We start from the raw sequence: 13,062 nt of genomic DNA, 5'->3' as shown, positions 1-13,062 counted from the left end.
CGCTTGACCCTAGAGGCACGCCAATAGATAACTCAACATTAGTTATTTATCCAAGCGGAAGCGGCGATGAGGATGATTTGACCGGACATATTCCAGGTACGACGGTTCTGCGGCGCCACCCTTCCGAGCAGGCGAGCTTCAGCCTCGGCTCCAACCAGGTCGGGCTGCGCGCGGCCAATGAGCGGCTGGTCCTGTCGCTCATCCGTACCCATGGCCAGCTGTCGAAGGCGCAGATCGCCGAACTGACGGGGCTGACCGCGCAGACCGCCTCGGTCATCGCGCGCAGCCTGGTCGAGGCCGGGCTTCTGGTCGCCGGCGCGCCGGTGCGCGGCAAGGTCGGCCAGCCCTTCGTGCCGCTCAGCCTGCACGCCGCCGGCGCGATGTTCTTCGGCCTCCATGTCGGCGAGCGCGAGGCGCATCTCGTCCTCGTCAACTTCACCGGCCTCGTCGTCGCGGAGCGCCGCTTCTCGCTCGAGGGACGCACCCTCGGGGATGTCGCCGCGCTGGCCCGCAAGGCGGTGGTCGACATCCGCTCCGACTTCGATGCCGAGGCGAATGCCCGGCTGCAGGGGATCGGCGTCGCGGTCGCGGCCGGCCGGCACGAGGCGCAGTCCGCCCCCCATCTGGCCGAGGTCGACGAAACCCTGCTGGCGCTCGGCCGTCAGCTTCACCTCGCCACCTACATCAGCAGCGACGCCGTCGCCGCCTGCAGCGGCGAGCTCATCTATGGCCTCGGCAGCGGCGTGCCGAGCTTCGCCTATCTGTTCATCGGCGATTCCCTCGGCGGCGGCCTGGTCCAGAACGGCCAGATCCATTTTGCCCGCGATGCTGCCGGCCTCGGTATCGGCAAGGTTCCGGTTCCGGGGCTCGACGGCGCGACGGTGCCGCTCTGGACGCTCGTCGAGCATCCCGACGCGATCTCGGACGAGCGGCGCCTTGCCGCGCTGGCCCGAGGCATCGCCCATGCCGTCTATTCGGTTTCGGTGACGATCGGCTGCGAGCTCGCTGTCATCGACGGATTGCTGCCGCCCGCGGTGCGCCGGCGCATCGTCGTTTCGGTGAAGAGCGAGCTGGCGCGGCTCGATGCCGGCATGGCTGCGAAGCTCGCGATCCGCGAGGGCACGAGCGAGCGGCGCGCGGTCAGCCTCGGCGCAGCCTGCCTGCCGCTCGTCGACCGCTTCTTTCCCCAGGCCGAGATCAGCTCCGGCGCGACCCTTTCAAGATCCGATTGAGCGCGGCGCGCGATCGCGCGCCGCGTCGAGACGGGTTCCGCGGTTTCCGCCCGGCCTACAGGGTACCGGCGAGGTAGCTTTCGAGCGTGGCGCGGACGCCATTCGTCCAGAGGCTGTTCAGCGCGCGGGCGAAGTTCGCGGCGAAGCGCGGGTTGGCGCCGACGTCGCCATAGATGTCGCGCATCGCCAGCCAGGCCTGCGGGTCGTCCTTCGCCTGCCGGGCGGTTTCCTTGAGGCGGTCCCAGCTCGGATCGTTCGGCTCGACAGGCGCGCCCGCGTCCGTCGTGCCGAAGCAGTAGCGGCACCAGAGCGCGCTGACGAGCGCGAGGCCGGGCGCGTCGCGGCCGGCGGCGAGGTTGTCGGCCGCCGAGGGGATGATGAACTTCGGCTGGCGGTTGGCGCCGTCATGAGCGAGGCGACGGTTGGTGTCGCCGATCTTGGGATTGCCGAAGCGGCGCTGGCAGAGCGCGAAATAGGCCCCGAGGTCGGTATCCGGCACGGGCGGTACGATCGGGACGATGTCGTCGGCCTCGACCTTGGCCAGGAAGCGCGCGATCTGCTCGTCCTCCATCGCCTCGTGGACGAAGTGGATGCCGAGCAGGCTCGCCGGATAGGCGATCGTGGCGTGGCCGCCGTTCAGGATGCGGATCTTCATGTGCTCGTAGGGAGCGACGTCGGGCACGAATTGCACGCCGACCGCCTCGAGCGCCGGCCGTCCCGCCGGGAATTGATCCTCCAGCACCCATTGCCGGAAGCTCTCGCAGAAGACCGGCCAGGCATCGTCGATGTCGAAGTCGCGGGCGAGGATGTCGCGCTCGCGCTCGGTCGTCGCCGGGGTGATGCGGTCGACCATGCTGTTGGGGAAGGCGACGGTGTCGCGCACCCATCGCGCCAGCGCCGGGTCGATTTTTTCCGCGAGGCCCGCGATGGCGTTCTCGGTGACGTGGCCGTTGCCGGGGATGTTGTCGCAGCTCATCACGGTGAAGGGCGCGATGCCGTTGTCGCGGCGATGGACGAGGCCGGCGAGGATCAGGCCGAAGGTGGTGCGCGGCGCGTCGGGGTGGGTGGCGTCGTGGGCGATATCCGGGTGGTTGGCGTCGAAGGCCTGCGTCGCCGGGTCGATGTAGTAGCCGCCCTCGGTGATGGTCAGCGAGACGATGCGGATCGCAGGGTCGCGCAGCCTGGCGAGGATCGCGGCGGTGTCGCCGGGCGCGATGTAGTCGATCATGGCGCCGGTGATGGTGGCGCTGGCGCGGTCGGCCTCCTGCTCCACCACGGTGGTCAGCCAGTGCTGGCCCTTCAGCTTCTGCTGGATCGGCGCATCCGCCTCGCGCACGCTGGCGCCGATGATGGCCCAGTCATGGCCCTGGCCGCTCTGGAAGAGGTCGTTGAGATAGACCGCCTGGTGGGCGCGATGGAAGTTGCCGAGGCCGAAATGCAGGATACCGGCCTTCAGCGCGGCCCGGTCATAGGTCGGCACGGTCGCGGTGGTGATCGAGGCAAGTGGCGCGGAAGAGAGAGCGTGCATGGTTTCGGGTCCGCCCTGATGGCTGCGTTGGAGCCCGTCATAGCGCCGCCGGCGGAACTTGTCGCCGGTCTTGCCGCGGGCCGGGGCTGGCCGGACGCATCTTTCGCCCGGCCGCCTGCGATCGGGCTGGTCCTGCAGGTCACTCCGTGGCGATGACTGCGGCCGCCTCGCCCTGGCTCGCCTCCGCCGGCAGCAGGCGATAGACCGCCAGCGACAGCCAGGCGCAGATCGCCATCGCGGCGGCGGTCGAAAGCGGCGTCCGGCCGTCGAAGAAATAGGCGACGGCCGCCCCGGCGATCGCGCCGAGGCCGAGCTGGCAGGCCGCAAGCGCGGCGCTCGCCACGCCGGCGATATGCGGCAGCGGCTGCAGGGCAAGCTGGATCGCATTGGCGAAGATGAGCCCGGCCGAGAACATGCAGAGCGCCACCAGCCCGAGCAGCAGCGGCAGCGGGATGTGGACCGTCATCGAAAGCACGGCCAGCGCCGTCGAGGTCGCTGCCGCCAGGCCAAGCCCGATGGCGAGCGGAATGCGCGGCGAGACGGCGCGCGCGTTCAGCTTGCCGTTGACGAAATTGCCGGCCAGCAGCGCCACCGTCGTGAAGGCGAAGGTCAGGCCATAGGCCGTCGGGCCCAGCTCGTAGGCTTCCATCAGCACGAAGGGCGAGCCGCTCACATAGGAGAACAGGCAGCCGAACGACAGCGTCGCCACGAGAGTGTAGCGGAGCGACTGTCGATGCCGGAATGTCTCGGCGTAGTTGGCCGCGATCTGGCCGGGGCGGAGATTGTTCTGGGCCGTCGGCGTGAACGACTCGCCATAGCCGAACAGCATCGCGACGAAGACGGCGCCGCCCATCAGCGCCAGGAAGCCGTAGATGCCGCGCCAGCTGGAAAGCAGCAGCAGGCCGGAGCCTATGGTGGGCGCGCAGATCGGCGCCAGCAGGCCCATCAGGCCGATATAGGACATCTTCGCCCGTGCGACGGCGCCGTCGAACAGGTCGCGCACGATGGAGGTCGGCAGGGAACGGCTCGCCCCGGCGCCGATGCCTTGCGCCAGCCGCCAGGCGAGCAGCTCCGGCAGGGTCGACGCCAGCGCGCAGCCGATGCTGGCGAGCGTGAAGATGGCGCTCGCGACCAGGATCACCGGCTTGCGGCCGAACCGGTCGGCCAGCGGTCCATAGAGGAGCGGCGAGCCGGCGAAGCCGATCATGAAGGCGCTGAGCGCCAGCCCGACATCGCTGACCGGAACCTGGAAGGCGTCCGCGATGGCGGAAGTGCCCGACAGGGCCATGTCGGTGCCGAGGGCCGGCAGGCCGCTGCAGAGGCTCAGCAGCACGAGGAAGCCGGTCGAATGCGGATTGAGGAAACGGGGCATTGCGGGCTCTGTATCGATTCAATCCGGCGACTATAGGCCCATCGACGTGGCGCGGCCACTGGGCTCAGCCGGTCGCTTGGTCGCAGGCGTCCGACGCTCGCGCGCAACCAGATGCGGCGTGGCGCGCGCGTTTTTCCGTGTTCCTGCGGCCTTGAAGGCTGCGGTCGCGGACCCGGGCGGCCCGCGACCGTTAGGCGGCCTTCAGGAAGAAGGGGATCCGCCGCTAGCGCCAGGCCGGGCCGCGCGTGGGCGAGAGCTTCTCGCAGCCTTCCGCCGTCACCAGCAGCATGTCCTCGATGCAGGCGCAGCCGAAGCTTTCGTCGGCGATGATCGGCTCGACGTAGAAGCACATGCCGGCCTCCAGCGTCAGCGGCGGCCGGTTGCGGAAGACCGGCGTCTCGGTCAGGTCGAGGCCGAAGCCGTGACACAGGGTGAAGTCCCATGCCGCGAAGCCGCGCTCGGCGATCACCGCGTTCATCGTCTCGATGACGGAATGGGTGGTGACGCCGGGCTTCACATGGGCGAAGGCGGCGTCGTTGGCGGCCTCCGTCGCGGCGAGGATGCGGGCGACCTGCGGCGACGGCTCGGCGACGACGTTGCGCGACATGTCGGACTGGTAGCCGAACAGCTTGCAGCCGAGGTCGATGACGACGAGATCGTCCGGCCTGATGATATTCTGCGGGCTCGGAAACACGTTCTTCAGCGCGCCGCGCGGACCTGCGACCGGGAAGCAGCCGAACGACATGCGCTCGGCGCCGGCCGCCATGCAGGCCTGGTGCGCCGCGGCGGCGACGTCGCTTTCGCTGGCGCCGACGGCGGCCGCGTCCATCGCCTGCTCCATGGCGCGCGCGGTCAGATCGGCGACGCGGCGGATGATGGCGATCTCGGCCGGGCTCTTGATGCGGCGCAGCCGGTCGAGGATGGCGTCGCCGGCGACGAGCGCCGCGTCGCTCCAGCGCGCGGCCATGGCCCTGGCCGTGAAATAGGGGATCTGCGCCAGGCCGGCGACGACGAGCGCGTCGGGAGCGACCCGCCACTGGCCGAGGACGTCGAGGCTCATCGCCAGCAGGTCGTCGGTCGTGCCGGCGAAGGAGACGCGGACATCCGTCATCCAGCTCGACTGGATGTTCGAATGCATCGGCTCGCCATGGGCGATCGCGTTCGTCACCAGCACCGGCTCACGGTCGCGGTGGACGAGGACGACCGAGGTGCCCCAGACCATGTTGAAGCCGGAGAGGTAGCGGACATTGCCGCCGCGATCGGCGTCTTCCCAGACCAGCAGCGCCTCTTTTCCGGCCGCCCGGAGCTGTGCCTGCGCCGCGGCGATGCGGGACTGAAACTCCTCCGGCGCGAAATCGAGCTCGAGCCACGGCTGGCGGTCGGTCCACGCATAGGGAACCTTGGCGTTCATGTCGTTCTTTCTCTTGTCGTTATGGGTTCGAAACGGCGCGCGACAGGGCGTCGACGACGGCCGCGACGTCCGCTTCGGTGTTGAAGCCGTGGAGCGAGATCCGGATGCGGCCGTCGCCGGAGGCGACCAGGATCCCTTCCTCGGCGAGGCGGGCGGCGACCTCGACGGAGCGGGCCATGCCGATGGCGATGCTGGTGCCGCGCCGTTCGCTGGCCTCCGGCGTCCAGACGGCATGCCCGGCGGCGGCGAGGCGGGCGCGAAGCTCGCCAGACAGCGCCAAGGCGTGCCGCTCGATCGCGGCGGGGCAGCTTCGGGCCAGCAGGTCGAGCCCCGAGTTCAGCGCGTAGAGGGCGGGAAAATCGGCATTGCCCATCTCGAAGGCGCGGCCGCCCTCGAGCGGCGTGAAGGCGAGCCTGCCATCCGCCGTGTCGTAGTCGCGCACGGACGACCAGCTCGGCGTCGCATGGGCCGGCCGGCCGAGGCGGGTTTCGTTCCAGACGAGGATGCCGGTGCCATGCGCGCCGAGCAGGAACTTGTGGCCGCAGGAGACGAGGATGTCGCACTCCGCGACCGGGATCTCCAGCACGCCGAGCGAATGCGAGATGTCGAGCGCCAGCGCCACGTCCGCCGCATGCAGCCGGGTCGCGAGAGCGGGCACGTCGATGCGGAGGCCGTGCCGGAAGCTGACATGGCTGATCGCGGCGAGCCGGGTGCGCGCGTCGACGGCGCCGAGGATGGCCTCTTCGGGCGCTTCGCCCGGCCGGACCGGGACGACGCGGAGCTCGACGCCGAGGCGCTCGACCGACCGGCCGGCCAGCACGACGGAGGGGAATTCGTCGGCGAGCACGACGAGATTGTCGCCGTCGCGCCAGTCGAACGCGCCGATCGCGGCGGCGAGCGCCGCGCTCATCGAGCCGAGGAAGGCGATGTCGTGGCCGTCCTGCATGCCGAGATGGCGGCCGAGGGTCTCGCGGGCGGCGGCATGTTCGGCTTCGAGCGCGTTGCGGCCCGGCAGTCCGGCGGCCTTGGCCTCGGCATAGCGGCGATAGGCGTCGAGCGTCGCGCGCGGGATCGGCGCCTCGCCGCCGGAGAGCAGGTGATGGACGCCGTCGGGAAGCAGGAGCGATCCTCGATCGATCGGAGCAGGGGCCGAAGCCATTTCAGAGCCCTTTGTCGAGGATGCTCTTGAGGAAGGACTGCGTGCGCGGCATCCGCGGATTGCCGAAGACGATGGAAGGCTTGTCGTCCTCGACCACCAGGCCGTTCTCCATGAAGATCGTCCGCGTCGCGACATCGCGGGCGAAGCGCATCTCGTGCGTGACGATCAGCATGGTGATCTCGTTGCTCTCGGCGAGCGCGCCGATGACGTCGAGCACCTCGTCGACGCGCTCGGGATCGAGCGCCGAGGTGACCTCGTCGAACAGCAGGATGCGCGGCTGCATGGCGAGCGCCCGGGCGATGGCGACGCGCTGCTGCTGGCCGCCGGAAAGCTGGCGCGGATAGTGATCGGCCTTGTCGGCGAGACCGACCTGCTGAAGCAGCGCCATGCCGCGCTCGCGGGCGCTGGCGCGGGCCTCGCCCTTCACATGCACCGGCGCCTCGATGACGTTCTCGATCGCCGTCATGTGCGGGAACAGGTTGAACTGCTGGAAGACCATGCCGATGTCGGCGCGGACGGCCCGGTTGGCCTTCGCGTCGATGGCGACGCGTCGGCCGCCTTCCAAGCGCCAGCCGAGCGGGCGGCCGAACACCTCGATGATGCCGGTATCGGCCTGTTCCAGCGTCATCACCACCCGAAGCAGCGTCGTCTTGCCGGAACCGCTGCGGCCGATGATCGAGATGCGCTCGCCGGCCTCGACGTCGAGGTCGAGATTGTCGAGCACGGTCAGCTCGCCGAAGTGCTTGCTGACGCCGCGAAGCCGGAGCGCCGGGACGGCGGGCGAGGGGTTATCGGGTTGCAAAGCGCTTCTCCAGCATTCGGATGAGGACCGCCGAGATCAGGCTGAAGATCAGGAAGATGATCCCGACCAGGGTCAGCGGCTCGTAGTAGCGATAGGTGCGGGCGGCCTCGAAGAGGGCCATGCCCAGCAGTTCGAGGATGCCGACGGTGGCGAGCAGCGGCGTCTCCTTCAGCATCGACACGGTGTAGTTGCCGAGCGCCGGGATGATCGGCGGGATCGCCTGCGGAAGGACGACGCGCAGCCACATCTGCCGGCGGGTCATGTTGAGGGCGTAGGCGGCTTCCCACTGGCCGCGCGGCACCGCCGCGATGCCGGCGCGGTACACCTCGGCCATGTAGGTCGAATAATGGATGCCGAGCGCGATGGTGCCGGTGACGAAGGCCGGCAGCGCGATGCCGTATTGCGGCAGCACGTAGAACAGGAAGAACAGCTGGATCAGCAGCGGCGTGTTGCGGACGAACATCATCACCGCGGTGGTGGCGTGCCGCACCAGGCGGAAGCGCGAGCGGTTCAGGATGGCGAGACCGAGGCCGAGGATGGCGGCGAGCAGCGTGCCGAGTACGGTCGCCTGCAGCGTCACCACCGCGCCCTTCAGAAGCAGCGGCGTGATCTGCAGCATGTAGGAGAGGTCGAAGATCATGCCCGGAACTCCTTCTCGCGGCCGGCGCCGAACCAGGCCTCGATCCGGCGCATGACGAGGGTCAGGCCCGTCGCCATGACGAAGTAGAGGACGAGGACGAGGCCGTAGACCTCGATGGTGCGCCCGGTGGTCTGGAACAGGGCGTTGCCGGCGAAGGAGAGGTCGAAGATGGTGATCAGCGACAGCAGCGAGGTCGATTTCAGGAGTTCGATCAGGAGGTTGCCGAAGGGCGGCAGCATCGCGACGAAGGCCTGCGGGAAGATGATGCGGCGCATGGCGAGCGGCGCCGACATGCCGAGCACCAGGCAGGCTTCGTGCTGCCCCTTAGGCACCGAGCCGAGGCCGGCGCGGACGACTTCCGAGCCATAGGCGCCGTGGTTGAGGGCGAGCACCAGGATGCCGGTCGTCACCGGTTCCAGGCTGATCCCGACCAGCGGCATCACGTAGTAGAAATAGAAGAGCTGGACGACGAGCGAGGTGCCGCGGAAGATCTCGACATAGCCGACCGCGATCCAGCGCAATAGCCGCGACGGCGCGCGCCGCGCGAGGCCGGCCGCGATCGCCAGGCACAGCGCGATCGGCGCGGCGGCGAGCGTCACCAGCAGCGACATCTGCGCTCCCTTGAGGAGCTGGGGGAGCAAGTCGAGGAGGCCCTGCATCGGTCTGGTGGTCTCGCGGCGGCACGGGAGGGAATGCCGGGAGGATCGCTCCTCCCGGCCGGGTGGCGTCAGGCCTTGCAGAGCGTCTCGATCGACGGGGTTTCCGCGTTCGGGCTCAGCGCGGCCGGCAGGCCCCACTTCTGGTTGATCGCGACGATCTCGCCGCTTTGGACGAGCCTGGCGAGGCCGGCATTGTAGGCGGCGAGCAGGGCCGTGTCGGCCTTGCGGAAGCCCATCGCGGCGTAGTCGATCGCCGGCTTGCCGTCGACGACCGGGTCGACGAAGTCGGTAACCAGCTCGAGCGCCGGATCCTTCATGGTGTCGAGCGTCGCCGCGATGATGACCAGCGAGCTGATCACCGCATCGGCGCGGCCGCCCTTGATGGCGGCGAACAGCGTCGGCACGTCGGGCAGCACGACCCAGCGCGCTTCCGGAATGCCGGCGGCCTTCACATAGGCCTCGTCGACCGAGCCGCGCACGAAACCGATCTTCAGCGCGTCCGACTTGGCGACGTCGTCGAGCGACTTCAGCTTGTGCGGGTTGCCGGCGGCGACGACCAGGCCCTCGCGGCTCAGCGAATCCGGATTGGCGAAGGCGATCGCCTCGCAACGCTGCGGCCGCACGAACAGGCCGGTGCAGATGACGTCGAAGCGGCCGGCGACGAGGCCGGGGATCAGGGCGCCGAACTCGGTCAGCGTCGCCTCGATCTTGTCGACGCCGGCGTCGCGCATGGCGGCGCGCAGCACGTCGGGCGACTGGCCGGTCAGGTTGCCGGCGTCATCCAGGAAGGCATAGGGCAGCTGGTTCGACATGCCGACGCGAAGCGTCTTCGGCACGCCGTCGGCGGCGAAGGCGGGCGTGACCGAGGGCAGGAGGGCGGCACCGGCCGCCGCTCCGCCGGCGAGGTGCAGGAAATGTCTGCGCGTGAAATCCACTTGGTTCCCCTTATTTGCTGGAAATTGAGGCGCGACCCAATTTTAAGCAGACACAGGGTCATCGTATCAAGTAGATTTTATACAATCGAAAATCGTGACGTTCCCATTGTGGCGATTCCGGCGCTGCGATAATCAGAAGAGGGGAGGCATCATGGGCACAACCGATCTCGATCTGCCGGGCGTGGGCGTGCGCCCCCGCAAGGGGCTACAGCACAAGACCATCGCCTCGGCCGTCGCCGGCGAGATGCGCAACCGCATCCTTTCCGGCCGCCTGGCGGCCGGCGCGCAGCTGCGGCAGGATGCGCTGGCGGAGGAGTTCGACGTCAGCCGCATTCCGGTCCGCGAAGCGCTGATGCAGCTCGAAGCCGAGGGGCTGGTGATCATCCAGCCGCACCGCGGCGCCGTGGTGTCCGAGCTGTCGCTTGACGAGATCCGCGAGGTGTTCGAGCTCCGGGCGCAACTGGAGCCGCGGCTGCTGCGCGCCAGCGCACCGCATCTGAGCGAGGCGGATTTCGATCTGCTCAGGGCGATCGGCCCGCGCTATGCGGCGCTGCAGGCGGCCGGCGACATGGCGGGCTGCGCGGAGCTGAACACCGCCTTCCATCTCGGCCTCTATCGCCATGCCAGAAAGCCGCGCACGCTGAAGATCGTGTCGCAGCTGCTGCAGGACAGCGACCGCCACACCCGGCTGCAGCTATCCTATGATTTCCGCCTCGACCGCTCGGGCGAGGACCATGCCCGGATCATCGCGCTCTGCGTCGAGAAGAAGTTCGGCGAAGCCTGCCTGACGATGCGCCGCCACATCCTGAAGGCGGCCGAGACGCTGCAGGATTCGATCGCGAGCCTGCGCAAGGGCTAGGAGCGGCTTTGTCGCGCTGCCGTTCCGGCGCCGATTTCGATATGCTGGGAGCGCGGGGGATTTGCCGGGGATCCGTTGTCTCCGGACCTCGCATGGGAATGAGATCGGATGCGCAATATCAAGATCGCGTTCTGGTTGATCGCGCTGGTGCCGGCCGCCCTCTATCTCCTGATCGACCCCTCGCTCTGGCAACCGGCCGGGTTCATCCCCTTCCGCGCCTCGATGATGCAGCTGACCGGCGTCGTCGCCATCGTCTTCATGAGCGTCGCCATGCTGCTGGCGCTGCGGCCGCGCGCGCTGGAGGGCTGGTTCGGCGGTCTCGACAAGATGTACCGGCTGCACAAGTGGCTCGGCATCGGCGCGCTGGTCCTGTCCATCCTGCATTGGATGTGGTCGCAGGCGCCGGGCTGGGCCATCAGCCTCGGTCTGTTCGAGCGCGGCCAGCGCCCGCCGCGCACCGTGATCGAGGAGCCCGTCCGGGCCTTCTTCGCCAGCCAGCGCGGCTTCGCCGAGGGGATCGGCGAATGGGCGTTCTATGCGGCGGTGATCCTGCTCGTCCTGGCGCTGGTGCGATATTTCCCCTATCGCTGGTTTTACAAGACGCACCGGCTGATCGCGATCGCCTATCTCGTGCTGGCGCTGCACGCCGTCGTTCTCTTCAGTTTCGACAATTGGGCGACGCCGCTCGGCTGGCTGGTCGCGCTGCTGCTCGCTGGCGGGACGGTGGCGGCCGTCCTCGCGCTTGCCGATCGCGTCGGCGCGAGCCGGCGTGTGATCGGCCGGCTGGCCGAGCTCCGCTTCTATCCGGGCGTGCGGACGGTGGAGACGCGGATCGAGGTCGGCCAGGGCTGGCCCGGGCACAAGGCCGGGCAGTTCGCCTTCGCCATGTCGGACCCGGCCGAGGGGCCGCACCCCTACACGATCGCCTCGGCCTGGAACGACACGACCCGACATGTCACCTTGATCGCCAAGCAGCTTGGCGACCACACCGGGCGGCTTCGCGAAAAACTCGCCATCGGCCAGCCCATCCGGCTCGAGGGGCCCTATGGCTGCTTCACCTTCGACGACGCCTGTCCGCACCAGGTCTGGATCGCCGGCGGCATCGGCATCACGCCGTTCATCGGACGGATGGAGCAACTGGCGCGGGAGGCGGCCGGAACGGAACCGTCCCGCCGGCAGACCGTCGACCTGTTTCACAGCACGTCCGACGTCGACGAGGATGCGCTGGCGAAGCTCGCTGCGGATGCGAGCGCGGCCAATATCCGTCTGCATCTGATGATCGATTCGCGCGACGGCTTCCTGACCGGCGAACGCATCCGCGCCGCCGTGCCGAATTGGCGCGAGGCGAGCCTGTGGTTCTGCGGACCGGCCGGCTTTGGCGACGCGCTGCGGCGCGACTTCGCGGCGCAGGGTTTCCCGGTTGGCCCGCGCTTCCACCAGGAACTGTTCTCGATGCGATAGGGGCGTGAGCCCAGGCCGTTTCGCGGGCCGTCGTCCCGGGCCGATCCGGTCCGGGGATCGTCTCTGCGTCGGCTTTCGGGATGCTGCCGTCAGCCGGCCGACAGCATCGGGTACATGTCGGGACGCCGGTGCAGCTTGAAATTGAAGATGTTGCGGCGGATCTCGTCGCAGCGGTCGAGATCGCAATCATGCACCACGAGCTCGTCACCGAGTGTCGAGGCCATGGCGACGATTTCGCCGGTCGGCGCGATGATGCAGCTCTGGCCGATCAGGTCGCAGCCCTCTTCCTTGCCGGCCTTGGCGACGCCGACCACCCAGATGCCGTTCGCATAGGCGCCGGCCTGCATGCAGAGATGGTTGTGGAAGCACTGCAGGTGGTCGTGCTCGGGCGCCAGCGGATAGTGAACCGGCGTATTGTAGCCGATCAGCAGCATTTCCGCCCCGCGCAGGCTGGCCTCGCGATAGGTCTCGGGCCAGCGGCGGTCGTTGCAGATCGCCTGGGACAGGACACCGCCGAACGCCTCGCAGGTCGAGAACGGCTCCATGCCCGGTTCGAAATAGCGCTTCTCCAGGTGCTGGAAGGCGCGCCAGGGCTCGTGCTCGCTGTGGCCGGGCAGGTGGATCTTGCGATAGCGGTGGACGATGTTGCCGGCGGCGTCGACGAGGATCGCCGTGTTGTAGCGATGCGTCTCGCCGCCTTCCTCAACCAGCTCGCCATAGCCGAAGCTGAAGCCGATCTTCAGCGCCCTGGCGCGGTCGAACAGTGGCTGCGTGTCGGCGTTGGGCATCGATGTCTCGAAGAAGGCGTCGACTTCGGCCTGGTCTTCCATGAACCAGCGCGGGAAGAAGGTCGTCAGCGCCAGTTCCGGGAAGACCACGAGCCCGACGCCGCGCGCGGCGGCCTTTTCAATGAGCGCGATCATGCGCTCGACGACGTCGCGGCGGCTGTCCTGGCGGGCGATCGGGCCGAGCTGGGCGGCGCCGACGGTGAGCATTCTCGTCAT

General features: G+C 68.7%; 12 protein-coding genes. 3 read left to right on the top strand and 9 right to left on the bottom strand.

Features of this window, described 5'->3' with window-relative positions:
• Positions 1-77: 77 nt before the first annotated feature.
• The gene (locus OSH07_RS12240; RefSeq protein ID WP_266338935.1) at positions 78-1,232 is read left to right on the top strand and encodes an ROK family transcriptional regulator; all 1,155 of its coding nucleotides are present in this window, start codon (positions 78-80) and stop codon (positions 1,230-1,232) included.
• Between the two features lie 55 nt (positions 1,233-1,287).
• On the opposite strand, the gene OSH07_RS12235 is transcribed toward OSH07_RS12240, so the two are convergent.
• The 8 genes from OSH07_RS12235 to ehuB form a co-directional block, all read right to left on the bottom strand.
• Complete coding sequence (locus OSH07_RS12235; protein WP_266338934.1) at positions 1,288-2,760, bottom strand: mannitol dehydrogenase family protein; 1,473 nt, start codon at positions 2,758-2,760, stop codon at positions 1,288-1,290.
• 139 nt (positions 2,761-2,899) lie between these two features.
• Positions 2,900-4,132: a multidrug effflux MFS transporter gene (locus tag OSH07_RS12230; protein WP_266338933.1), complete on the bottom strand. Its 1,233-nt coding sequence runs from the start codon at positions 4,130-4,132 to the stop codon at positions 2,900-2,902.
• Positions 4,133-4,355: 223 nt separating this feature from the next.
• On the bottom strand, positions 4,356-5,543 hold the full coding sequence (locus OSH07_RS12225) for a M24 family metallopeptidase (RefSeq protein ID WP_266338932.1): 1,188 nt from the start codon (positions 5,541-5,543) through the stop codon (positions 4,356-4,358).
• Positions 5,544-5,562: 19 nt separating this feature from the next.
• Entirely contained in the window at positions 5,563-6,702 is a 1,140-nt protein-coding gene (locus tag OSH07_RS12220; RefSeq protein WP_266338931.1) for an aminotransferase class V-fold PLP-dependent enzyme, read from the bottom strand.
• Between the two features lies 1 nt (position 6,703).
• On the bottom strand, positions 6,704-7,504 hold the full coding sequence (ehuA, locus tag OSH07_RS12215; protein WP_266338930.1) for an ectoine/hydroxyectoine ABC transporter ATP-binding protein EhuA: 801 nt from the start codon (positions 7,502-7,504) through the stop codon (positions 6,704-6,706).
• The gene (ehuD, locus tag OSH07_RS12210; protein ID WP_266338929.1) at positions 7,491-8,144 is read right to left on the bottom strand and encodes an ectoine/hydroxyectoine ABC transporter permease subunit EhuD; all 654 of its coding nucleotides are present in this window, start codon (positions 8,142-8,144) and stop codon (positions 7,491-7,493) included. The genes ehuA and ehuD overlap by 14 nt, the downstream gene beginning before the upstream one ends.
• Positions 8,141-8,803: an ectoine/hydroxyectoine ABC transporter permease subunit EhuC gene (gene ehuC, locus OSH07_RS12205; RefSeq protein WP_266338928.1), complete on the bottom strand. Its 663-nt coding sequence runs from the start codon at positions 8,801-8,803 to the stop codon at positions 8,141-8,143. The genes ehuD and ehuC overlap by 4 nt, the downstream gene beginning before the upstream one ends.
• Positions 8,804-8,871: 68 nt before the next feature.
• A complete protein-coding gene (ehuB, locus tag OSH07_RS12200; RefSeq protein WP_266338927.1) occupies positions 8,872-9,738 on the bottom strand; it encodes an ectoine/hydroxyectoine ABC transporter substrate-binding protein EhuB in 867 nt (288 codons plus the stop codon).
• 151 nt (positions 9,739-9,889) lie between these two features.
• Between ehuB and OSH07_RS12195 the strand changes: the two genes are divergently transcribed.
• On the top strand, positions 9,890-10,597 hold the full coding sequence (locus OSH07_RS12195; protein WP_266338926.1) for a GntR family transcriptional regulator: 708 nt from the start codon (positions 9,890-9,892) through the stop codon (positions 10,595-10,597).
• A 108-nt stretch (positions 10,598-10,705) separates the two neighbouring features.
• Positions 10,706-12,058, top strand: a complete 1,353-nt coding sequence (locus tag OSH07_RS12190) for a ferredoxin reductase family protein (protein WP_266338925.1) — start codon at positions 10,706-10,708, stop codon at positions 12,056-12,058.
• A gap of 89 nt (positions 12,059-12,147) precedes the next feature.
• On the opposite strand, the gene OSH07_RS12185 is transcribed toward OSH07_RS12190, so the two are convergent.
• Positions 12,148-13,062: an N-carbamoyl-D-amino-acid hydrolase gene (locus tag OSH07_RS12185; protein ID WP_266338924.1), complete on the bottom strand. Its 915-nt coding sequence runs from the start codon at positions 13,060-13,062 to the stop codon at positions 12,148-12,150.

The sequence above is a fragment of the Kaistia nematophila genome (genome assembly GCF_026343855.1).
Classification (GTDB): domain Bacteria; phylum Pseudomonadota; class Alphaproteobacteria; order Rhizobiales; family Kaistiaceae; genus Kaistia; species Kaistia nematophila.
Note: the sequence above shows the minus strand (reverse complement) of the source record. Positions and strands in the feature narration are given on the sequence as shown.